This window comes from Aquidulcibacter sp. (genome assembly GCF_049239865.1).
In the GTDB taxonomy this organism is placed as follows: Bacteria; Pseudomonadota; Alphaproteobacteria; order Caulobacterales; family Aquidulcibacteraceae; genus Aquidulcibacter.
In genome coordinates this window covers 1-18,909 of sequence record NZ_JBMLTR010000098.1, presented here as the reverse complement: position 1 = coordinate 18,909, position 18,909 = coordinate 1, and the positions used below count along the sequence as shown (strand labels likewise).

Sequence of the window (18,909 nt, the reverse complement as noted above, 5' to 3'; positions counted from 1 at the left end):
CCTAAGACAGGATGAAGACTTCATGGCTGACGGACATTTTTCCCCTACGACAGAAACTGTCTCCGCCACCCATGCAGACCGCGTCTATCAGGCTCTGCTGGCCGATATTCTCGAGAATGGGCAAAAGCGCGAAGATCGCACGGGCACGGGCACTTTGGGTGTTTTTGGTCGGCAGATGCGCTTTGACTTGGCCGATGGATTTCCGCTTCTGACAACGAAGAAGCTGCATACCCGCTCGATCATCATCGAATTGTTGTGGTTCCTGCGCGGGGAAACCAATATTGCTTGGTTGAAAGAAAATGGCTGCTCCATTTGGGATGAATGGGCCGATGCCGAAGGCGAGCTTGGCCCGGTTTATGGAAAGCAATGGCGGTCTTGGGCGGCACCTGATGGCCGCTCTATCGATCAGATCAGCCAATTGGTCGCCAATCTGAAGTCCAACCCGTGGTCCCGGCGTCATGTGATTTCGGCTTGGAATCCAGCCGATGTCGACGATATGGCGCTGCCACCCTGCCACTGCTTGTTCCAGTTCCACGTCTCAACCGATGGCAAATTGAGCTGCCAATTGTATCAGCGCTCGGCCGATGTTTTCCTCGGCGTGCCGTTCAATATCGCCTCTTACGCTTTGTTGACCTTGATGATGGCACAAGTCACGGGCCTCAAGCCTGGCACCTTTGTGCACACATTGGGCGACGCGCATTTGTATTTGAACCATCTCGACCAAGCGCGCTTGCAGATCTCGCGCGAGCCTTTGGCTTTGCCGCGTTTGGAACTGAACCCAGAGGTCCAAGACCTTTTTGGCTTTAGCTATAGCGATTTCAAGCTAGAGGGCTATCAAGCCCATCCCCATATCAAGGCAGCCGTCGCGGTTTAATTCAGACTAGAATTTCAACCACGGCTTTTTGCCAGAGGCGGGGGCCTCATCCTCGTCTGCGCCCAGGCCGTCAAATGCGCCAATACCTGGATCATCAGGCACCACGGGTTCAGCGTCGCCACTGGCGGTGCTGGTGGCCAAAGTGCGCTCTGTCAAAGCCGCGAGCTCTGGAGCAACCAAACGCTCGGTGTCAGATCGTTCAAGGCGTGGATGGATCAGAAGGCCGCGCTCACCATAGGATTCAATCAAGCGCGCCCAATCGGCATCCTCATAGGCAAAGGCGCTACCATCTGGGTCAAGGTCCGACCAATCGGGCTCGCGCGGCGCATTGGCCCCTTTGCCCAGCCATTCGCGTGCACCAGCCTCATCGCCAGAAGCTTTTGCCGCTGCCGCGCGCAGAGCGAGAATTCGCGAGGTAGGCCGCTCGGCAAGCAAGGGTTCTAGACCCTGAATGGCTGTCACCGCATCTTGGTTCAGCAAAGCCTGTTCAACCGCCAGAATGCGGCTTTCGCGATGATTGGGGTTGAGGCGGATCAGGCCATCGAGCCAGCGCGCTTGGGTTTGCGGGCTCTCTTCGCTCTTCAGGTCTTTATAGGCAATTGCCAAAGCAGGGTGAGGCGCTGCCTCCCAAGCGGATTCCAACGTACCGGCTGCCTGCCACTGCTTGCCAATAATGGCTTGCAGTCGGGCGGCCATCACGGCGGCGGGGGCAAAGCCTGCGGCGAATTTGCTGGCGCGCTGGGCGAGTTCTAGGGCTTGGGCTGGTTCCATCATACGCTCCGCGCGATGGGCAGCAGCAGCCAGCACAACGGCGCGTCGGCGCGTGGCAGTCTTTTGGCCGACAAGGCCACGCTTCTCCGCGTCATCAAGGGCCGCCAAAGCGCCATCCCAATCGGCAGCCAAGACACGACGGCTAAACAGGAACTCGGCAGGCCAAGGTGCCTTCTTTGAACTCTGCAGGGCGGCTTCGGCATGAGAAATTGCCGCAGCCAAATTGCCCCGGTTCAAAGCCAGCTCTGCCAAGCCACGGCGTGCTGCAACGCCATAGCCAGCCACATCGGTCAGTTCGCCATAGAGGCGCTCGCCCGCTGCCCCGTCACCCGCCACAACAGCAGACTTCGCGGCCAAGAACTTTGCGCTTGCCGCATCTGGGGCAAAGCCAAGTGCCTTCTGCGCATGTCGACGGGCTTCGGAAATCTCGCCAGCGTCAAATGCCGCCATGGAGAGGCCCAAAGTATCCAAGCACTTCTTACGGGCATTTTCCTGTTGGGCGCGCTTCATGCGTCCGGGCAAGCTCCACAGCCAGCCAATAAAGCCCCAGGTCGCGGTCATCAAAATGGTAACGCCCATCAGGATTGCAGCCGCAACGCCCGGGCCGACACTGACCTTCTTCAGGCCGTCATTATAGACGATCTCACCGGGTTGAATGGCCAGAAAGACAAAGCCTGCCAGCATCGCTAGTCCCAAAATGATCAGGATGATCAGTCGGATCAATTTCATGGCAGGTTTCCTTGCTTTTGTTGGGCTGCAGGTGCTTTGGCAGCACCAACAGGGCCCGGGGTTGCAGGAATAATGCCAACAGGGGCGCTAGCTGCGACGGGTTGTGTTGAAGCAGGGGCAGCCGGTGCTTGGGGTGGTGGTGCGCGCGTACCGCGTTCAACGGCCCCGCGAACTGCGGCCAATCGGCTTTCAAGGGTTAAGCGGCCTTGGGCCCCGTCAATCCATTCGGTTACAACAGCTGGAGCAGGGCTGATCGCTTTTACTTCTTCAACAGCGGCGGCCAGATCGCCCTGATCCAGTTTTACCTTGGCGCGCAACAAGCTCGATTGCGCGCTGGTCCCGTTCACGTCGGCCACCTTCTCAACCCGAACCAGATCGGCGAAAAAGCCCTTGATCCATCCCCAAAAGCCGCTTTCTTTCTGGGCGGCGCGGTCGCTGGCAACAATGGCGGGCTCAAGGGCGGCGAACCGCTCTTGCAACAGGGTGCGGGTTGGCACGCCTTTACGGGCAAAGTCTTCCAAGGCCGCGACTTCCGCAACGCCCGGCAGCGCGGCGCGGACCGTCTCAAACTCCGGCCAGAAGGGGCCGGGTCGGCTGGCTGCTTCCACCAGATTGATGACTGCAAAAGTCACGCCGGGCGAAGGGGCTTGCGCCGCTTGGCTTTGCAGCGTTTGGACCATGATTTTCAGGCCCGCAATTTCGGCTTGTAGGCTGGCGATGATCGCCCCGCCTGCACCGGTGGGGTCCAAAGCCGCCAGACGGGTTTCAATCGCGGTGACGCGGCCTGAAACGCCTTTCAGCTCGCCATCCAAAGCCGCCGTGTCGAAAATTGGGGCGGGCGGTGCAGCGGCTGGGGCTGCAGGATCAACGGGGCCTGATGGTGCGGCCTTGGCGGCAGGTTTTGGCCCTTCGAGACGCGCGACACGGCCTTCAAGTGCGGCGAGGCGGGCGGCGACTGCAGCCATTTGCGGTCCAGAATTATTCTGACTTGGCGTCACCAATTGGCCGAGGCCAACTTGGCTCATCAGGGCTGGTTGGCCCAAAGCCACCAAAGCCAGAACCGCGCCGCCGCAGGCAGCAGCGGTGGAGAAAATCAAAACGGTGAATAGGCCGACGCCGCTGCGCCGTGGGCTTGGCGCGGCGGGAGTGGCGGATGAAAACACCGGACTATTCGCGCTAGGCTCGCTCGCCTTTGCAGAACCAGAACCCGCGGCCCGCAATTGGGCGTCCAAAAACGGGTCTGAAACGGGCCTTGGCTCGGCCTTCGGCTCAGGCGTTACGGTCGAATCAAGCGGGTCTGGGGGAAGTTTTTCATCAGCCATAATCTAGTTAAACTCTGCTGCGCCCATTCACTCAAGGCTTTGTTTCTCAACTTCGTCGCGCAAGGCTTCCATCAGCGCGTCTTCATCCGGGGAATCGGCGATGCTGGTCGAGCTAAAGCCCAACTCTTCCAATGGCTTAATGCAGGCCGACGACAGGCCGACCACGCACCAACTGGCCAAGTTCAGCGCCGCATCGCTTACAGCGGCTGCGAGCCTACGCGCCCCGGCGGGCGAGTGGATCAGGATAAAACCACTATCCTTTGCCAAATGCACCAAAATATTGGCTTTGAAGTCTGGATGGTCATGGGTGGCATAGACTTCAACATGGCGCGCTTCAAAGCCACAGGCGCGCAACATGCCCGTCACATCGCCTGCAACTTCGCGGCCGCGCAAGTGCAATAAGGCACCCTGCCTTGGGCTCATACGGTCGGCGGCGAGGACCGCCAAAGTGGCCCCATCGCCGCCAGCCGAAATCACAGTTTCAAAACCTGCCGCGATGGCCGCTTCTGCCGTTGCATCGCCAACAGCGTAAAGTGGCAGGGTCCTGAGCGCTTCTGTGACTTGGATCGCCCGCGCGGCAGCCGCACTGGTCATTAAGAGCGCTTGCACGCCTTCAAGATCGAGGGTCGCCGGGGTAGTCTCCACCCGGGCAGCCGGCATGATCAACGGGGACAACCCAAGCGCGCGCACCGCCTCTGCAGTGGCATGGGCACCGGGTTCGGTCCGCGTAATCACACAGGCTTTCATGTCATCCATGCGCTCCTGCAAACGCATTTCCGGCCATTTCCTTGACCCTTTGGCCAAGTTCGGTTCCCAAAGCTTCGGCCTTGTCTCTGGTGGCGTGGGCAAGGGTTCCGTCACAACGCCAACGCTCTTGCCCATCGGCTTGCAGGGCTTCGCCGATGAAAGACAGCGTGCCCGAAGCATCCAAGCTGGCGAGCGCACCAATGGCGGTGCGGCAGGATCCATCAAGGGCGGTCAAGAAGGCCCGCTCAGCGGCGACTTCAATCTCGGTCACGGGGTCTGCGATTTTGGCAAAGGCCGCTGCGGTTACAGCATCGCCTGCCCGTGCCGTAATGGCCAAAGCCCCTTGGCCAATGGCCGGTGGCATGGCGACGGGGTCCAACAGCACATGAGGCACATCGCTATAGCCCAGCCGGGCCAAGCCCGCTGCCGCCAAGAGGGTTGCATCGCATTGGCCAGCTTTCAGCTTCTCAAGCCGTGTGCCGACATTGCCACGCAAGGACACAATGGTCAGGTCTGGGCGGGCATGCAGCAATTGCGCGGCACGACGCAGGCTGGCAGACCCAATCACGGCACCCTGCTTCAAATCATCTAGGCCCATGCCCGCAACCGTCACCAAAGCGTCGCGGCGGTTTTCCCGCTCTGGTCCGGGCAACAGCACAATGCCGTCGGGCAATTGGGTCGGCACGTCCTTGAGCGAGTGAATGGCGCAATCGATCCGGCCCTCCAAAAGCGCATCGTCGAGTTCCTTGGTGAACAGGCCTTTGCCGCCCGCTTCACTCAAAGGACGGTCTTGAATGCGGTCGCCGGTCGTGGTGATCGGCACGATTGGCAGACGATCTTCGATTTCGGCGCTTGTAATGCCCAGCGCCTCTGCCAAAAGAGCGCGGAGTTGGCCGGTCTGGGCCAGCGAAAGAGGAGAGCCGCGAGCACCAATACGCATGATAGGTTCCAGTTCAGAGCGTTGCATCTCTTACTAATCACCCCTAGTGGCAAGGCAGGTCAAGCTTCGGAGCCAGCATGAGCGGACAGATGCCCAATTCTGATCCACAAATCGTCCTTGGACTAGAAACAAGTTGCGATGAAACCGCCGCAGCTGTGGTGGCTCTGCAGGATGGTCGTGCCCGCGTTTTGTCCAGCATCATCGCCAGTCAGATTGAGGCGCACGCCCCCTATGGCGGGGTGGTTCCTGAAATTGCAGCCCGCGCCCATGTCGACGTGATTGATCATGTGATTCATCAGGCCATGACCAAGGCAGGGCTTGGCTTTGACGATCTTACCGGTGTGGCCGCAACCGCAGGCCCCGGCTTGATTGGCGGAGTCATGGTGGGCTTGCTGACCGGTAAAGCGATTGCCTTGGCGCGTGGCCTGCCCTTGGTGGCGGTCAATCACTTAGAGGGGCATGCGCTCTCCCCCCGCCTCGAAGCCGATGTGCCTTTCCCATATTTATTGCTTTTGGTCTCCGGGGGGCATTGCCAGCTCTTGCGGGTCGCGGGCCTAGATGCGTGCGCGCGTTTGGGCTCCACCATTGATGATGCTGTCGGCGAAGCCTTCGACAAAACCGCAAAAGTTTTGGGTCTGGGCTATCCCGGTGGCCCAGCGGTGGAGCGTGCCGCGCAGACCGGAAATCCGAAGCGGTTTGATTTGCCCCGGCCCTTGAAAGGCCGCCCCGGCTGTGACTTTTCCTTTGCAGGCCTAAAAACCGCCGTCGCGCGGGAGGCTGCGGCCTTGGGCACTCTGAACGAGCAGGACATTGCAGATCTCTGCGCCAGTTTTCAGGCCGCCGTTGGCGACGTCTTGGTAGATCGCACCCGTCAAGCCATGGCTGCAATGGTGCTGCCGGAGGGGCAGTCTGGCCGTTTTGTCGTCGCCGGCGGCGTGGCAGCTAATCTGACGCTGCGTACCCGTTTAGAAGGCTTGTGCGCGCAGTTTGGCTGGTCCTTCTTTGCACCAGCTTTGGCCTATTGCGGTGATAATGCTGCGATGATCGCCTTGGCGGGGGCAGAGCGTTTGGCGCAAGGCCTGTCGGATGATTTGGATGCACCGGCCCGCCCGCGCTGGCCACTCGATGCCGAAGCAGCCCGCGCCGCGCCGATGTATAAAACCGGACGTAAAGGGGCGAAGGCTTAAGCCTTCTGGTCGGCCAGCTGCTTCTTCTGTGCCGCTGCGCCATAAAAGCCGACACGGAACGGGCCAAACCAGAAGACTTTGCCCAAGCCCCGCCACATCTTGTCATAGGCCCAAGCCAATCGTTCGTGTCGCACAATCCACAAAAGCGCGACCAGCGGCGCAAGCGCCAGCGCCTGCGCGACGCCTTTGAACATGGAAATCACCATCCGGACATAATCCTTGTCCGCCCGATTATACCATTGGCCGGTGGTATTATGGCCAAAGGCAAAGGCGCGCTTGGTTAGATAGGCCCAAGTCGCCCGGCTGGGCGGTACATCTTCATAAACCCAAGCGTCATGCGCCCAGCCAAATGTGCCGCCGCTGGCAACCACTTCGCGCCATAAGATATCATCTTCGCCACCGGTTTCATTGGCGGCTGGATTGAAGGGCTCTGCCTTGGTGAAGACGGTTGCGCGCCTTAAAAAGCAATTGCCGCAGCCATAGGGGATATCGATCAGGCGCGTTGGCCCATCGAGGCAGCGGGAGAAAAAGTTTTTAAAATAGGCGTGGGGCACATTATGCTTGGCGGGCAGGCGGGCTTCGATCGGACCGAACACGACGTCTGCGCCCGTCTCTTCTTGCGCGCGGACCAGATTGGCTAGCCAATTTGGCTTGGCCACTTCATCATCATCTAGAAACGCAACGAACGTCCCGCGCGCCAAACTCACAGCTTTGTTGCGCGCATTAGCAACCCCGGCGGCAGGTTCCACCGCATAGGTGAAGGGCGTTTGGCCTGCTTCAAGGGCTAGTTGATCCGCAATAGGTTTGCAGGATTGGTTGGCATCATTGTCGACGAGAATAAGCTCTAACGATGGCGCACCTTCTTGGCTCAGAATCGAGCGCACAGCCGCCAATGCACCGTCTGGACGGTGAAAGGTTGGGATGATCACGCTAATGAAAGGTGCCTCTTGAACGGACTGCCTGACCACAAATCTACCTTTCGGTTGGCAGGTCGAAGTTGTCTGCCCCTGTTTAGCGTTCCTTATCGCACAAAAGCGTCGCTCATTTCTTACCAAGCTTAGGCTTTCACACATGAAAATGCCGCCAAAGCACGAAGCTTTGGCGGCAGAGTAGCACGTCCGATTTTGGGGGGGAGACGTGGGGCTTGGAAGAGGGTTTTGGCTAAAATACGCCGGGTGAACCCCAGCTTTATTGGTTTAGTAGCCAGCCGCCCGTGCTGCCAATTCACCGATTGGGGTGAGGATAGAAGCGACGAGGGCGGTTGCGAGCATCAAGCTCCAAAAGTGTGGGTTCGAATTTGTGTTGGTCATGGGGAGGATCCGTTTCTGTTTCTGTGTTTGTACAGTCTATATAGGGAAACGCTGCACGCTTGTCAATGAACAATTTGCATATCATTCATTAATTATTGGAAAGGTGCAGAAGGCCATGCCTTGGCAAAGGCTGTAGACGAGTCTGAGCGCGAAAGATGGGGCGGGATCGGCCTTAAGGGAGCGCGCAACTCGTGTTGCGCGATCCTTTCGATTTGCGATTCGTGATGGAACGCATCCTGCTGCGCAGAACGCTTTTATAAGGCTACAGCTAACCCGAGCCTTTTAAGTTTAGCTTTATGGCTGCTTTGCGCCAGAGGTTGCCGATTAGGGCGGGTTGGCGTTTGCGCGAAAGCGGACGTTTGCCAGCATGTAGGGTGCGGTCCGACAGGACTGCACCACCTTACACACGCCGGTTGTGGTTATGGTTTTTCACTTAGACAGCCTTTGCCGCAGGCTATGCCTAGGCAAAGGCTTAGGTCGAGTTTGGGCGCGCAAGATGGGGCGTCAAGGGGCACGCTTCGCGTGTCGGCGCAGCCGATTTCACCCCTTGACTCCCCAGCTTGCGCAGAAACAATTGTCGCATGGCTTCAAGGCAAGCGAAGTGCGGCCTTGAACCGTTCCGAGTCATTTGGCTGCGCCCCCACATGAACGACCTTTGGATTTGCTTGACCATGGTGCATTCCATTGATGGAATGCACCCTAACGCGCGGAGTGCATTACTGATTGAAGGAATTCGAAAATGACCGTGGCTGCTAAAATTGGGGTCATCTCTCTTGCTATGTTCTTGGTCGCTGGATGTTACACGCGAGATACTCACATTGAGATTCAAGACGCAACATTGCTAGTGGGCCCAAGGAGCCAAACGATGGGCTTTATTACGGTGGATGCTGTTGATGCAAAGCGGATTGCATGGGGACCAAATCAAGTACGCCTAAAGACGTGCATTGAAGAGCAAAGTATTGACCCCTGTTCCGAATACATTGTCGGTTCTGTGAACCGCCCATCAGTTCCATTTGCTCGTTCAAATCGCGTATATTTTGATTACGATCCAAATGGTGAAATCAACGTTATAACTGGCCGGCAAGAAACAGATTTTGATGTTCGGAAAATAAAGTGCCTAAAAATAAGGGTGCTACCTGGTGACTTCAAACCCGCTGGGGAATCTGATTGGTTTTGTAATTTGCGCTTTGAAGTTGTGAAGGACACAGTCACTGATACTCGCTAGCGATGCAGCAACGCTCTCTGTGAAAAGGGTGATACTTCGCGGGCATCTGGAAACGCCTACTACGTCAGATCGGTGGGAGTGCAGGCACTGGATTGTTGCCGGAGCGCATAGAACAAAGAAACACTAGCTAGCTAATTGTGTGTCGGGAGCCTATGGCTCACGCAAGATCGCCCGGCGTCAGGCGCCACCCCAAGATACACGTGTAAGCAAAGTGGCCCCTCAGCTTATTTTGAAAATTTTGCCATTTAATTGGTACACCTATTCGGAACTTAACGCCCGCTTTCGCCCCCACACACCCTCAAAGCAGCCCATCTCCTTTCGGCCACTTGTCGCCATCGCGTGCGGGGGAAGCGGAGCGACGCATTGGGCGGTTCCAAGTCAAAAAGCCTGAAAGTCTGGCTTGACCATGGTGCATCCCTCTCGGAACGCACCCTGCGGCGCGGTGCGCATTGCAGGGTTGGTTTAGCGCTTGAGAAGGCCTTTGTAGATCAGGTCCATCGTGCCTTCGAGCTCGCGCCGAAGCACATCGATGCGGAAGCAATTATAGAGTTGGGGATAGCGGAACTTCATCGTGGCGCACTGGATCATCTCTGCCAGCTCGTCGAGATTGTCGTGGCGATCAAACAAGCCTTCCGCAATCCCGTCTTCCAACATCCGCACCAGATAGACGCGCTCAATGGCGAGGCGACGATTGGCATAGGCAGGGCGTTCGCGCGAGATGGCTTGCGCCAGCTCGAAAATCTTCTTGCTCTCGTCGATCAGCTTGAACGTATGCTCAAGGATCACGCGGTGAAACTCTTTTAAGCGCACACCGGCAGAGCCACCAGAGGCCACGACCGATTCCATCATCTCGTCCTCGTCGCACTCATGCGCACGGGCGTGGGCCTCGGCAATGTCGAGCTTAGAGGGGTAGAATCTGTAAAGATTCCCAGTCGACATCTTGAGGTCGGAGGCGATCTCCGACATCGTGGTTTTGCTATAGCCGTAATGCTCGAAACGCCGACCTGCGGCTTCCAAGATACGATCGCGGGTTTCTGCTTTCTCATCCATGCGAAACCCCTTAGACTGGAAATGATGAACAATCAACAAAATGTTCAGTTTTTACAAACCTGACGCCAGCGTCAAATTTACACAGGGGAAGCGAGCTTAAAATGGCGCAAATTGGCATCCTAGGGGCAGGGGCTTGGGGCACCGCTTTGGCGCAGGTGGCCGCAACCGCTGGACATGACGTCTGCTTGTGGGCGCTGGAGCCTGAAGTCTTGGAAAGCATTCGGGACTCTGGCGAAAATAGTCTTTTTTTGCCGCAGGTTAAGCTGTCGCCACGCGTCCAGGCGACCGGGCAATTGTCTGACTTAGCGTCTGCGGACGCCATTCTCGCAGTCGTGCCTGCCCAGTTCATGCGCCAAACCTTGACCGCGCTCGCCCCCCATGTGCGCGCGGGTACGCCCATCGTCCTGTGCTCCAAGGGCATTGAGCAAGGCACGCAAAAATTGATGACAGACGTGCTAGCCGAAGTGTTGCCCGACTGCGTTGGGGCTGTTCTTTCGGGGCCAAGCTTTGCCAAAGACGTGGCGATTGGGCTGCCTACGGCAGTTACCTTGGCCTGTAGCGACTCACATGTTGGCGCGCGCTTGGTCGATTTGATCGGCATCGCGACCTTCAGGCCCTATCTGGCAACCGATCTGGTGGGCGCAGAAATTGGCGGCGCGGTCAAAAACGTTTTGGCCATAGCGTGCGGCATGGCCGAAGGGCGGGGCTTGGGGGAGAGTGCGCGCGCGGCCTTGATCACGCGCGGCTTTGCCGAAATGACCCGGCTTGGCGTTGCCATGGGGGCGGATGCCCGCACCTTGGCTGGCCTATGCGGCTTGGGCGATCTGGTCCTGACTTGCTCCAGTGCCACCTCGCGCAACTTCGCTTTGGGCTATGCCTTGGGCCAAGGGCAGAGCTTCCAAGAAGCCACGGCAGGTAAGCGCAGCATTGCCGAAGGGGCCTCCACCGCTCCGGCGCTTCTAGAGCTTGCCGCCAGTAAGGGCGTGGCCATGCCGATTTGTGAAGCCGTCGCTGCCATCCTGGCTGGACGGGTGGATGTGGCGCAGGCCATTGGAAAACTCCTTTCGCGGCCATTCAAGGTGGAGGCAGACTAATGACTTTATTTCTTTTGACATGCTTGGATCATGAAGGCGCGCTGGACCAGCGCTTGGCCACCCGCCCGGCCCATCTGGACTATGTCGCCACGTTCGGCACAGCCGTGAAATTGGCTGGCCCTGTCTTAAACGCGCCAGACGGCGGCCCCATCGGCTCTCACTTTATTTTGGATGTCGCCGATCAGGCCGCAGTGGAAGCCTTTGCCGCCAACGATCCCTATGCCCTCGCGGGTGTGTTTAAGTCCCACACCATCCATCCGTTTCGTGTGGTGGTTGGGAATTTGTAGGGGAAGGGGCGCACGCAGGGTGGTTTAATCCAACTTCAGCTATGACATTTTCGTGATTGCGCCCACTTGAGGTTTTGCTTGACCGTTACGCAATTGATGGCTGGAATGGAATAAAGGGTCCCGCATTATGGGGTCGTGACGTGAAGCGCTGTCAATCGAGGTTGGTCAAGTGAGCATGAACAAACAATGGCTACGCCAGTGCGTCTTGGGCGCAGTAGTATTTTCTCTTTTCTTCCCTCCCTCGGCAAAGGCCGCAGAAGACCTGATGTTCGTGTCACCCGTCGCTTTCGCGTCAACGACACAATTTTCAGAGAGTCTAATGTCGCTGAGCGGCACTAGCGAGCAACTTGGTATGCCATTTGGCGGCGAGACTTCTGCGATTGAAACCGTAGTCGATCTGATGTTGCAATCGGCGGGTCGATACCAAGACAATAAAATGGTGCTCTATGTAACAGGCATTGGAAAATTCAATGGTGCAATGATGTTTGTGGAAGAGGCACCCGGTAGAGTCCGCGTGTTTAACCCGCACTTGCGATTTCCTGCGACGGATAAGTCGCTAGCGCTCGCCTGCAGCCAGCTGATGGAGTCCCACGGCATCGTTGGCAAACCACCCCGTCAGCCTCGTAATGGCACTTATTTTACATCAGGTGCTAAGCCTTATGAGGGCGAGATTACGGTCACCATAGAGAATGGCAGCTTTTCGATGAAAATTGTCTATCCGCCAGATCTCCCGATTGAGAAGCATTTGAATTTTAAGCCGCCAGAAGAGACGCCAGAGCAGTACGAACAACGAAAAGCACGAGATATAATTGCCAGGGCTGAACCTTTCTTCGGGCCTGCGCAGGTGGTTGAGACTGAGGATGGCACCATTCAAAGCGTGCCACCAAAACGCATCGATGTTCGCACCCAATTGCCGGTGCCTTGGCCGGAAGGCGAGGAGCCTCCGCAGACGCGCTGAAGTCCCCGCTTTTCGCGCACGCTGCGGTGGGGATGACATCGTGGGGTGCCGCTACTGCCCCGGTGCAACTTTGATAACGTGCTCCGCCTCTTGTAGCACCCGCGCGCGGGTCCAGACGAAGGGCACGTAGCGGCCACTGGCCCAGAGTGGAAATAGGTCGCGATAGTGCGGGCTGGATGGATCGCCGGATTGGCCGGGATTATTGATGACGACGCTATTGTCCCAAGCCCCCACATCCATCACCAAACGCACCGAGGGGCCGGAGGCGAATTTGTAATCACTCGTCCAACTCGTCGCGTTCGGGGTCGTGCCGCTGCCGCCGATGGGGAAGGGACCCACGCGGCGTTCAGCCTCGCGACCGGGAATGGGCAGGGCAGGCTTGAAGTCGGCTTGGTGCAAAATCCCCCAACGCCATTGGCGCGCGTCTGGCCCCATCAGGCGCTCTGCCTCGGTCCAAGCCGCGCCCAGCGAGTCGAGCAGAATCTCGCTGCGCACTTTTGCAGGGTCCGCGCCCAGCAAAGTGCCGGCTGCCAAGACAGGAATGACCGAAGTCGCAGGCGGGCGACCAAAATTGGCGCGTGCAGTTTCTGGAACCAAATGCTTCACGGCACTCTCGCCCAGATAACGGCCTGTCCAAATCTCAAACAAGGCAGCACTGGCGGAATCCGCCCCCATATAGCCCTCCCACCCACTCAAAAGTGACAACGCCGAGTTTTCGGCGGCGGTTCTGCCTTTAAAGTCTTTCAGTAGGGCCATTGTCCGGCGCGCAAAGGGTGAGGTCACATCATTCTGCAAAGCCATGGCATCATGGATACCAAATTTTGGCTTGGCGCGGATCACTTCCGAAATCCGGTTCACTCGGCTGGGTTCGGTCCATTCCAGAGCGAGGAGATGGGGATAGCCTTCGGGCACATTCATCTCGTTAGCGGTCGCGATAAAGCCCTCTTTCGGATTGCGTTTGACGGGCATGAGCGCGGGATCAAGCAGGCCGGTCCACTGGTATTGGTCGCCTGCTGGCACGGGAAGAAGGCCATCGCCCGTATGTCGCCTGGGTACAAAGCCACCCGGTGCCCAGCCAATATCGCCTTTTTTGTCGGCATAGAGCAGATTTAGGGGTGGTGCGCCCCAATGATCGCGCGCCACCAGAAACGCATCCCAAGACTTAGCTTTGAAGGCCCAAGCCGCGTTGAAATAGGCCGAGCCACCCGGCTGGTTCCACGTGGTCCGCAGGGCGAAACTGCGTTGGGTCGCGGGATCTTCATAGAGGATCGGCCCATCTGCGCTGAACTTTAGCACCACTTCTTGGGGGGCTTGGCCTTTGACCTCGATGGTTTCGCGGACTTCCCTCAAAGTGACCTTGGCGTCATTGACGACCAGATCTTGCTGATCAATCGCAAAGATCGTCAGAGCCCAAGCGATCTCGCCATTATGGCCAAAGCTAATGCCCGGCAGAGCAGGCTCGCCCGCACCAGCCAGTTTCAACTCGGGCGTATCAATGTGCGAGAGATACCGCAAATTAGGTATAGATTGTGCGCGATGGGGATCATTGGCGAGGATGGGTCGACCTGTCGCGCTGCGCTGCGGACCAATCACCCAATTGTTGGAGCCTTCTTGGCTTTCGGTGTCTCGGCGCGCCATCACCAAGACCTTGCCATCAAACTTCACGTCGCTCGTGCCCAGCGTAAAGGTTTCGAGCACGTTTTGCGGAATGCTGCAGGGGTCGAGGCCTTGTGGAATTTTGACTGCTGTTGCAGGCTCCAGCCTGCGCCGCAGGGGCTCTAGCTTCACATCGCCGCCGCAGAGGGCGCGCGCTCGGGCGACTTCACTCGTCAGGTTTGAAGCCAAAGCATTGGAGCGAATGCGCACGACATCATCGGCCTGCCAACGCTCTGGCTTGGTACCAGTTGCGGTAAATTCGATGGGAAGTTTTTGTTGCCCGCGCTCGGTCTCTGCGATGAAGGCATTGATGCCGGCCACAAAGCCTTCAGTCCAATCCTTGGCCTCCGACGGATAGGCCTTCCATTCGGCGGCCATATCGCCGCGATAAAGGAGAAGACGCGCCGCCCGATCTTGCTGCACATAAGACGGGCCAAAGCTGGCGGCGAGGCGGCCTAGGCCGCGCTTGCGCCACAGATCAATCTGCCACAGCCGGTCGCGCGCAACCGCATAGCCTTGCAGGAAAAAGCCATCGCGCGCCGTGGCGGCATAAATATGGGGAATGCCCGCGCGATCAATGATGATCTCACCGGACTGCGAGAGACCCGGTAAGGCGCGGGCCTCTTGCGTGACGCTGGGCGGCAAGGCCTGCGCGTGTGCCTGGCCTGCGAACAACAAGGTCGGCAGGATGATTATCCAAGGCTTCATGGCAGGCTCTCCCTTTCAGTAAAGCAAGCAGCCTAATCATGGTCCGGTGAAAAGACCATCCGGCATCGGCTCATTGAGTTTGAAATCGCGCCAGACGATCTCATTCTGCTTCACCCCGTTATAATAAAGGCGGATGCGGCCGGGCTGGACCCAAGATAAACCCGGCTTTTGATAGAAGTTGGAATAGATGCGTTCGTGCCAGCCGCGCGGTGTGGCAAAGCCGACGGACAGGATCGCATAATTGGCGCGCGATATGCCAAACAAGGTCTTGGCCCCAGTTGGGTCGCTTACTTCGATCCGATAGACCGGCTGGCCATCGACCAGATCATCGGGCTGGCGGGCAAGGGTGAATCCATCATCCAAGGCAAAGCGGATGACGCCAAAGCCAAAATTCTCGGCCCATTGCTTATCCGCAGCTGAAGGCGGCAAGATTCCGTCTGGGCCATAGGTTCGCGCTCCATCAAATGCCAAGAAGGTGACGATCTTGCCGTCGCGACGACTTTCGATCCGCACTTTGCCATCGGCATTATGGGCTTGGGGCTTAAACTCAGGATAGACCCGCCACATCTTGTGGCTCTCATTGATCAGAGGCGTGCCATCTGGGGCGTAAAAAGTACCATAGCCTTCCAGATAGAGGGTCGTGGGCCGTCGCCAGCTTTCCCCGCCAGCATGGGCGGTCGCGCGCTCAACGATGGTGCGCGCACTTAACTCGGGCTTTTCCATGCGTGCGCCGACTAAGGGCTGATCGGGTCCAGGTGGCGGCAAGCTTTTGGCCCAAGCCGAACCTGCCAAGACGAGTGCCAAACTAAATGTGACGAGCGCGCGCATCAGGCGATTTCCACCACTTGCACATCCGCCTCAGAGATGGCCTGACGGGCGGCCTTCAGGGGCTGATAGTCGGGGCTGTTCCAAAAGGCCTCAATCGCCGCCTTGTTGGGCCATTCAGAGACAACTGCCGCGAGGCCATTCGCACGCGGCCCCTCAAAGCTTTCACAGCCCGGCCCCCGCACGATATATTTCCCGCCAAAGCGCGCAATCAAAGCCGCCGTCGGCTTGCCATAGACTTCCAAGAACTTCTCGCGATCGTGGACCCGCACGGTGACAATCATATAGGCTGGCATAGATCCGTCCTCGACTATTGGTTTGCTTGCTTCCATAATTTCAGCAAAAGATATATCCATTGCTTTATAGGGAGGAAGCAAGTGAAACTTTTGCGCGCCGCGACATTAAACGTCCGTGATCTCAACCGGTCTGAGGCCTTGTACCGCGATTGGCTGTTCTATCGCACGGTGGAGAGCGGCGTCTTGGCGCGCGACCTGGCCTGCTCGTGGGGCGCGCCCGATAGTGCGGGCTTGCCCTATGTCGTGATGCAGCCAGAAAGTGGGGCGGACATTTATCTGCGCCTCATTCAAGATGAGCCCCATCCCGATTATGAAGCGCTGAAGACCTATGGCTGGGCCGCCATCGAAATCTGCGTCGATGACGTTTTGAAAGTGAATGAACGGATGCTGCAAAGCCCGTTCAAAATTATTGGCCCGCCACGCGAATTAGACGGTATGCCGGCGATCTTCCCGATGCAGGTGCAAGGCCCCGATGATGAGATCGTCTATCTGACCCAAATTCGCGACGATCTGCCCATGTATGATTTACCGCGTGCAACCAGCCTGATCGACCGGCAATTCATCCATGTTTGCGCGGTCTCAGACCTGCAAGGCGCGCTCAACTGGTGTCAGAATGTGCTGGGCCTTAGCTTTGGGCGGGATATGGACATTGTCTACACCATGTTGGCCAATGCCTTTGGGGTCCCGTTTGAAGAGAAGTTCACCATCGCAACCCTGACCCATGCACGCGACGTCTTCTTTGAGTTTGACCAATTGCCGCCTGCTGCGGGGCCGCGCCCTGGCTGGAAAGGCCGCCTGCCGCAAGGCGTTAGCCTCTCGACCATCGTGCTGCCGGACTTTCGCGAGCGCGTGCGCGAGCATGCCAAATGGCTGATCACCCCGCCGACTGTTCATCAGGGTGAGATTTATCAAGGCAAGCGGGCAGCCACGATGCGCGGCCCGGATGGCATTTTGTTTGAACTGGTCGAGCTATGAAGCAAGTTGTCCTGAAGCACGCGCTGGCCGCGCGCCCTTGTGCGGATGATTTTGCCTTGGTGGAAGTAGACGCCCCCGTGTGCCCTGAAGGTGGGGTTTTGGTGCGTGTGGTGCATCTGTCGCTCGACCCCTATGTCGGCTCGCGCCTGCGCGGCAAGCATATGGGTGAGCCTGCCCCACGGCCCGGCGTCGACGCCATTCCAGGTGCCGCTGCCTGTCAGGTTCTTGAAAGCAAGGCGGCGGGCATCAAGGCAGGCGATTGGGTCCATGCCATGGAAGTTGGCTGGCGGGAGGTAGCAAATCTCGGCCCCGGTACCTTCCGACTCCTCAATCCAAAGACCGCGCCTTTAGCCGCCCATGCAGGCGTCTTAGGCATGCCGGGTCTGACAGCTTGGGCAGGCATGACGCAATTGGCCAAAGTTGGCCCCGGCGATGTGGTTCTGGTTGATGCCGCTGCAGGCCCCGTCGGTGGCACAGTCGGCCAGATCGCGCGCATCAAAGGGGCCAAGCGCATTGTCGGCATTGCGGGTGGCGCACAGAAGTGCGCACTCGTCACCGACACCTACGGCTTTGATGCCTGTATCGATTATAAGGAGGATGGTTGGGAGCAAGCCTTGTCGGAGGCCTTGCCAGAGCCACCAACTGTCTATTTTGAGAATGTCTCGACCGAGATGGCTTCCAAAGCGCTGATGCGGTTGGCAGCCTATGGGCGGATGGTGCTGTGTGGCCTTGTTGATCAATATCATGCCGATCAACCCCCACCTGGACTCAATGCTGGCTTGATTGTTGGCAAGCGGGCGCAAGTCATGGGCCTTGTTGTTTATGACTTTTATCCGCTTTGGGATGCCTTTGTGAAAGAGGCTGGCACGTGGATCGCCGATGGCAGTTTGGTCTTCAAAGAAGACCGTGCGATCGGACTGGAAGCCGCGCCTGCTTTGTTTGAGCGTCTGATGCACGGCCAAAACGTCGGCAAGGCCGTGGTCAGCGTCTCGCCAGAATAGCAGCCAAGGTGCGCTCTTTTGTCGCTTGTGCAAAAGGATATATCATTTAAACTATGTTTCGAAACTGTGCCTTGGTAGGCTGGAGGGGAAAACATGGTCATCAATGAAGTCGATGTGGTTCGCTGGCTGCACATATTGGCCATGGTCTATTGGTTGGGTGGCGAATGGGGCGTGTTCCAAACCTCTTACCATGTGACCAATCGCGACCTTAGCTTGGACGAGCGTCGCCGTCATATGGAGACCGCCTATCGCATCGATATTTTGGCGCGAACGGGCATCATCCTGCTTCTGCCGCTCGGTCTGCATATGGGCCATCTCTATGGCTTCGTGCCCTTCTTGGATGGCATCGGCCTGGCCATGATGTGGATTTTGGCGCTGTCTTGGCTCGCGCTATGTTGGGCAGCCTTTTTCAAGCGCGAGACGGACGTGGGCATTGCCTTGACGAAGCTGGATGAGAAAGTCCGCTTTGTGTTGATCCCCGCTTTGTTTGCGGTGTCGATCTTGGCATTTTTTGGCCATGGGCCCTTGGCGATTGAGACGGGCTCTTACTGGTATCCCGCCAAAATGTTCACCTATGCCTTGATGCTGGTGTTTGGCTTGGGCCTGCGCTTCATCATGCGGGAATGGACGACTTTGTTCCGCGTGCTCGCCGAAGGGCCGAATCAAGCCGCCCAGACACAATTGGAAATCTCCATCGGACGCGGTCGCCTGATTGCTTATTGCTATTGGATCGGGATTGCCACCACGGCCTTCTTTGGCGCGGTGAAACCGTTTTAGCCGGGGGCCTTAAACGTCAAACGCCCGACCATGAAGGCCGGGCGTTCAGACGATCAGCGCAGGGCACGCCGAGTCTGCGCCGGGGAGAAAGCCGGCGATATGGACGCGGCACCGGAACTGAGAGCGGGGGGACGACGCCAGTCCGGATGTGCTGCATCCATGAGTGGCAAGATAGAC

At 57.9% G+C, this 18,909-nt stretch carries 18 protein-coding genes; 9 read left to right on the top strand and 9 right to left on the bottom strand.

The genetic code is table 11. The features are described from left to right. The first annotated feature begins 22 nt into the window (after positions 1 to 22). Positions 23 to 874 (top strand): thymidylate synthase, encoded by an 852-nt coding sequence (locus ACOVRA_RS07295; protein WP_421719709.1) that lies wholly within the window; start codon positions 23 to 25, stop codon positions 872 to 874. 6 nt (positions 875 to 880) lie between these two features. On the opposite strand, the gene ACOVRA_RS07290 is transcribed toward ACOVRA_RS07295, so the two are convergent. The 4 genes from ACOVRA_RS07290 to hemC are packed head-to-tail and all read right to left on the bottom strand — an operon-like array spanning position 881 to position 5,410. Beyond that, entirely contained in the window at positions 881 to 2,374 is a 1,494-nt protein-coding gene (locus tag ACOVRA_RS07290; RefSeq protein WP_421719708.1) for a heme biosynthesis HemY N-terminal domain-containing protein, read from the bottom strand. Then, the gene (locus ACOVRA_RS07285) at positions 2,371 to 3,696 is read right to left on the bottom strand and encodes a COG4223 family protein (RefSeq protein ID WP_421719707.1); all 1,326 of its coding nucleotides are present in this window, start codon (positions 3,694 to 3,696) and stop codon (positions 2,371 to 2,373) included. The genes ACOVRA_RS07290 and ACOVRA_RS07285 overlap by 4 nt, the downstream gene beginning before the upstream one ends. A 27-nt stretch (positions 3,697 to 3,723) precedes the next feature. After that, positions 3,724 to 4,452, bottom strand: a complete 729-nt coding sequence (locus ACOVRA_RS07280) for a uroporphyrinogen-III synthase (protein WP_421719706.1) — start codon at positions 4,450 to 4,452, stop codon at positions 3,724 to 3,726. After that, entirely contained in the window at positions 4,445 to 5,410 is a 966-nt protein-coding gene (hemC, locus tag ACOVRA_RS07275) for a hydroxymethylbilane synthase (RefSeq protein ID WP_421719705.1), read from the bottom strand. The genes ACOVRA_RS07280 and hemC overlap by 8 nt, the downstream gene beginning before the upstream one ends. Before the next feature lie 50 nt (positions 5,411 to 5,460). On the opposite strand from hemC, the gene tsaD reads away from it, so the two are divergent. Beyond that, positions 5,461 to 6,570, top strand: a complete 1,110-nt coding sequence (gene tsaD, locus ACOVRA_RS07270) for a tRNA (adenosine(37)-N6)-threonylcarbamoyltransferase complex transferase subunit TsaD (protein ID WP_421719704.1) — start codon at positions 5,461 to 5,463, stop codon at positions 6,568 to 6,570. On the opposite strand, the gene ACOVRA_RS07265 is transcribed toward tsaD, so the two are convergent. Continuing rightward, on the bottom strand, positions 6,567 to 7,499 hold the full coding sequence (locus ACOVRA_RS07265; RefSeq protein WP_421719703.1) for a glycosyltransferase family 2 protein: 933 nt from the start codon (positions 7,497 to 7,499) through the stop codon (positions 6,567 to 6,569). The two genes, tsaD and ACOVRA_RS07265, sit on opposite strands and share 4 nt — an antisense overlap. Positions 7,500 to 8,619: 1,120 nt before the next feature. Here ACOVRA_RS07265 and ACOVRA_RS07260 point away from each other — a divergent pair. Further along, positions 8,620 to 9,105: a hypothetical protein gene (locus tag ACOVRA_RS07260; protein WP_421719701.1), complete on the top strand. Its 486-nt coding sequence runs from the start codon at positions 8,620 to 8,622 to the stop codon at positions 9,103 to 9,105. Between the two features lie 462 nt (positions 9,106 to 9,567). On the opposite strand, the gene ACOVRA_RS07255 is transcribed toward ACOVRA_RS07260, so the two are convergent. Beyond that, positions 9,568 to 10,155 (bottom strand): TetR/AcrR family transcriptional regulator, encoded by a 588-nt coding sequence (locus ACOVRA_RS07255; protein WP_290805384.1) that lies wholly within the window; start codon positions 10,153 to 10,155, stop codon positions 9,568 to 9,570. A 101-nt stretch (positions 10,156 to 10,256) separates the two neighbouring features. On the opposite strand from ACOVRA_RS07255, the gene ACOVRA_RS07250 reads away from it, so the two are divergent. The 3 genes from ACOVRA_RS07250 to ACOVRA_RS07240 all read left to right on the top strand — a co-directional run bounded on the left by ACOVRA_RS07250 (position 10,257) and on the right by ACOVRA_RS07240 (position 12,494). Continuing rightward, complete coding sequence (locus ACOVRA_RS07250; RefSeq protein WP_421719700.1) at positions 10,257 to 11,249, top strand: NAD(P)H-dependent glycerol-3-phosphate dehydrogenase; 993 nt, start codon at positions 10,257 to 10,259, stop codon at positions 11,247 to 11,249. Then, positions 11,249 to 11,536, top strand: a complete 288-nt coding sequence (locus tag ACOVRA_RS07245; protein ID WP_421719699.1) for a YciI family protein — start codon at positions 11,249 to 11,251, stop codon at positions 11,534 to 11,536. Before ACOVRA_RS07250 ends, ACOVRA_RS07245 begins: the two co-directional genes overlap by 1 nt. Positions 11,537 to 11,711: 175 nt before the next feature. After that, positions 11,712 to 12,494 (top strand): hypothetical protein, encoded by a 783-nt coding sequence (locus ACOVRA_RS07240; RefSeq protein ID WP_421719698.1) that lies wholly within the window; start codon positions 11,712 to 11,714, stop codon positions 12,492 to 12,494. Between the two features lie 51 nt (positions 12,495 to 12,545). On the opposite strand, the gene ACOVRA_RS07235 is transcribed toward ACOVRA_RS07240, so the two are convergent. The 3 genes from ACOVRA_RS07235 to ACOVRA_RS07225 are packed head-to-tail and all read right to left on the bottom strand — an operon-like array spanning position 12,546 to position 15,979. Beyond that, entirely contained in the window at positions 12,546 to 14,858 is a 2,313-nt protein-coding gene (locus ACOVRA_RS07235; protein WP_421719697.1) for a penicillin acylase family protein, read from the bottom strand. A gap of 36 nt (positions 14,859 to 14,894) precedes the next feature. Next, positions 14,895 to 15,686, bottom strand: coding sequence for a hypothetical protein (locus tag ACOVRA_RS07230; protein WP_421719696.1), 792 nt, complete (start codon positions 15,684 to 15,686; stop codon positions 14,895 to 14,897). Continuing rightward, a complete protein-coding gene (locus ACOVRA_RS07225; protein WP_290805373.1) occupies positions 15,686 to 15,979 on the bottom strand; it encodes a DUF1330 domain-containing protein in 294 nt (97 codons plus the stop codon). The genes ACOVRA_RS07230 and ACOVRA_RS07225 overlap by 1 nt, the downstream gene beginning before the upstream one ends. A gap of 81 nt (positions 15,980 to 16,060) precedes the next feature. Between ACOVRA_RS07225 and ACOVRA_RS07220 the strand changes: the two genes are divergently transcribed. The 3 genes from ACOVRA_RS07220 (at position 16,061) to ACOVRA_RS07210 (ending at position 18,732) form a co-directional block, all read left to right on the top strand. After that, on the top strand, positions 16,061 to 16,954 hold the full coding sequence (locus ACOVRA_RS07220; RefSeq protein WP_421719695.1) for a VOC family protein: 894 nt from the start codon (positions 16,061 to 16,063) through the stop codon (positions 16,952 to 16,954). Beyond that, positions 16,951 to 17,955 carry a zinc-binding dehydrogenase gene (locus ACOVRA_RS07215; RefSeq protein ID WP_421719694.1) on the top strand — a complete coding sequence of 335 codons (1,005 nt, stop codon included), beginning with the start codon at positions 16,951 to 16,953 and terminating at the stop codon, positions 17,953 to 17,955. The genes ACOVRA_RS07220 and ACOVRA_RS07215 overlap by 4 nt, the downstream gene beginning before the upstream one ends. A 93-nt stretch (positions 17,956 to 18,048) precedes the next feature. After that, positions 18,049 to 18,732: a hypothetical protein gene (locus ACOVRA_RS07210; protein ID WP_421719693.1), complete on the top strand. Its 684-nt coding sequence runs from the start codon at positions 18,049 to 18,051 to the stop codon at positions 18,730 to 18,732. Positions 18,733 to 18,909: the final 177 nt, after the last annotated feature.

What these genes read in the sequence shown, in the direction of transcription:
- ACOVRA_RS07295 (WP_421719709.1), top strand. Translation starts at nt 23, where the DNA reads ATGGCTGACGGACATTTTTCCCCTACGACAGAAACTGTCTCCGCCACC.
- ACOVRA_RS07290 (WP_421719708.1), bottom strand. Translation starts at nt 2,374, where the DNA reads ATGAAATTGATCCGACTGATCATCCTGATCATTTTGGGACTAGCGATG.
- ACOVRA_RS07285 (WP_421719707.1), bottom strand. Translation starts at nt 3,696, where the DNA reads ATGGCTGATGAAAAACTTCCCCCAGACCCGCTTGATTCGACCGTAACG.
- ACOVRA_RS07280 (WP_421719706.1), bottom strand. Translation starts at nt 4,452, where the DNA reads ATGGATGACATGAAAGCCTGTGTGATTACGCGGACCGAACCCGGTGCC.
- hemC (WP_421719705.1), bottom strand. Translation starts at nt 5,410, where the DNA reads ATGCAACGCTCTGAACTGGAACCTATCATGCGTATTGGTGCTCGCGGC.
- tsaD (WP_421719704.1), top strand. Translation starts at nt 5,461, where the DNA reads ATGAGCGGACAGATGCCCAATTCTGATCCACAAATCGTCCTTGGACTA.
- ACOVRA_RS07260 (WP_421719701.1), top strand. Translation starts at nt 8,620, where the DNA reads ATGACCGTGGCTGCTAAAATTGGGGTCATCTCTCTTGCTATGTTCTTG.
- ACOVRA_RS07255 (WP_290805384.1), bottom strand. Translation starts at nt 10,155, where the DNA reads ATGGATGAGAAAGCAGAAACCCGCGATCGTATCTTGGAAGCCGCAGGT.
- ACOVRA_RS07250 (WP_421719700.1), top strand. Translation starts at nt 10,257, where the DNA reads ATGGCGCAAATTGGCATCCTAGGGGCAGGGGCTTGGGGCACCGCTTTG.
- ACOVRA_RS07245 (WP_421719699.1), top strand. Translation starts at nt 11,249, where the DNA reads ATGACTTTATTTCTTTTGACATGCTTGGATCATGAAGGCGCGCTGGAC.
- ACOVRA_RS07240 (WP_421719698.1), top strand. Translation starts at nt 11,712, where the DNA reads ATGAACAAACAATGGCTACGCCAGTGCGTCTTGGGCGCAGTAGTATTT.
- ACOVRA_RS07235 (WP_421719697.1), bottom strand. Translation starts at nt 14,858, where the DNA reads ATGAAGCCTTGGATAATCATCCTGCCGACCTTGTTGTTCGCAGGCCAG.
- ACOVRA_RS07230 (WP_421719696.1), bottom strand. Translation starts at nt 15,686, where the DNA reads ATGCGCGCGCTCGTCACATTTAGTTTGGCACTCGTCTTGGCAGGTTCG.
- ACOVRA_RS07225 (WP_290805373.1), bottom strand. Translation starts at nt 15,979, where the DNA reads ATGCCAGCCTATATGATTGTCACCGTGCGGGTCCACGATCGCGAGAAG.
- ACOVRA_RS07215 (WP_421719694.1), top strand. Translation starts at nt 16,951, where the DNA reads ATGAAGCAAGTTGTCCTGAAGCACGCGCTGGCCGCGCGCCCTTGTGCG.
- ACOVRA_RS07210 (WP_421719693.1), top strand. Translation starts at nt 18,049, where the DNA reads ATGGTCATCAATGAAGTCGATGTGGTTCGCTGGCTGCACATATTGGCC.